We start from the raw sequence: 1487 nt of genomic DNA, 5'->3' as shown, positions 1-1487 counted from the left end.
ACCAGAAAGCTAGTTAGGTGTTCTAAATGAACCGCCCTGTGCGGAGCCGCATGCAAGGTGGTGTGAGGGCTGGAGGTTAGATACCACCGGCTAACCGATTATGCTTCGCCACGACAATTTCACCCTTTTATAGCCTTAGAACAGAAACGCATTCCGCTAACGAATACAGTTGTCGGTTCCCTCTCAATTTCAATTTGTTCTATCAACTCATCAATTTCAGACGCGATTGCAATATTCGAAGACTCCATTCGCGGCTTAAGCAACTCTAAAAGCTCTCCAAGTGCGTATTGATCGCCTTGACCGTCAATAACCGCCTCAGCCCAGATTGCCTCAAACTTTAGTCCAGCTTTAGAAAAAGTTGCAGGTAAATGAAATCCCATGGATTGATCAACGCCTTCTTTTGCAAGCATTTTTTCGAGTAAAGAGACGCCTCTTTCGTGTGCCGGCATAGCATCAATAAACCCAGGACAAATAGTGGAGTCGTGCTCCTCAAATACGACCAGACCATTTTCTCGTAACCATGGTAATAGACTGGAAAGAACTTTATCAGGGCTAGGTAAATACATTAGAACCCGACGACCAACCACTGCATCAAAAGACAAAAGATCAATGCTTTCCAGATACTTCGGAGCTTCATTCAAATCAGCTTGTAAAAAACGTACATTACTCTTTCCAGATCTGTCAAGCCTATTTGAGGCGGAAGATAACATCTCTTTACTGCGATCAATGGCTAACACACTGCCACTAGAACCGACAATGTCACTCAAAACTTCAGAGACCTCTCCGGGGCCACATCCTAGCTCAAGGACTGCCATGCCCTCAGAAATCCCCGCAGACTTAAAAAGCCTTTCTGTTGTTGAATTACTTCGTTTCACATATCGCTCCTTTGAGCACTAAATGCATAACAATTAAGGGTTATACAGCAGCGCAGCTGCGGCTATAATCCACTGTTGAACGGCTGCGTTTTAAATAGGGAATTTGCTTTTTCATGGTGTGATCTCCCTGTTATATTCTGTCGCTAAAAACAAAGCTTAATCTGAGCATCTTTTGCCAGATGAGCTGAATTCGCCTCTATTTTAATCCTAATTTCTTATTTTTAGCGCGATTCGGTTCTTAAGGCAAGACTATTCCCTCAGACTAGATAATCTGATTGGTTTTCGGGGGAGCTTACTTTCTTGTTATCGCTGTTCTTCAAGCTACTGTTATGATTGGTTGGCTGAAGGCTGTTGATTCTTCCCTGAGAGATATTACTAAGATAAAGCACAGTATGCTTATGCTACCCACAAGCAGGGCATAAGCAGTTTGACTGTATTTCCCCTTCTTTTTGATCCTTGCCAGCCTCTTTGTTGATCCTTTTATTTTGAGGGAGTGGGGTAGATAAAATATCGATCCGCGAAGCGGCTTAACGCCCCCATTTGTCCTGCTTGAATGGCTTGATACTCATTGAGCCTCCTCCCTAGCAAGCCGCATCAGCGGTATGCTTAAGG

1 protein-coding gene is annotated in these 1487 nt (G+C 43.8%); it reads right to left on the bottom strand.

All coding sequences use genetic code 11. The annotated features are described in order from the left end of the window. Positions 1 to 119: 119 nt before the first annotated feature. Positions 120 to 875: a methyltransferase domain-containing protein gene (locus ACED29_RS21085; RefSeq protein WP_347690952.1), complete on the bottom strand. Its 756-nt coding sequence runs from the start codon at positions 873 to 875 to the stop codon at positions 120 to 122. Positions 876 to 1487 lie beyond the last annotated feature (612 nt).

The organism is Shewanella sp. 5S214 (assembly GCF_041439795.1).
Classification (GTDB): Bacteria; Pseudomonadota; Gammaproteobacteria; order Enterobacterales; family Shewanellaceae; genus Shewanella; species Shewanella vesiculosa.
This window is presented reverse-complemented; position numbering and strand designations above follow the sequence as displayed.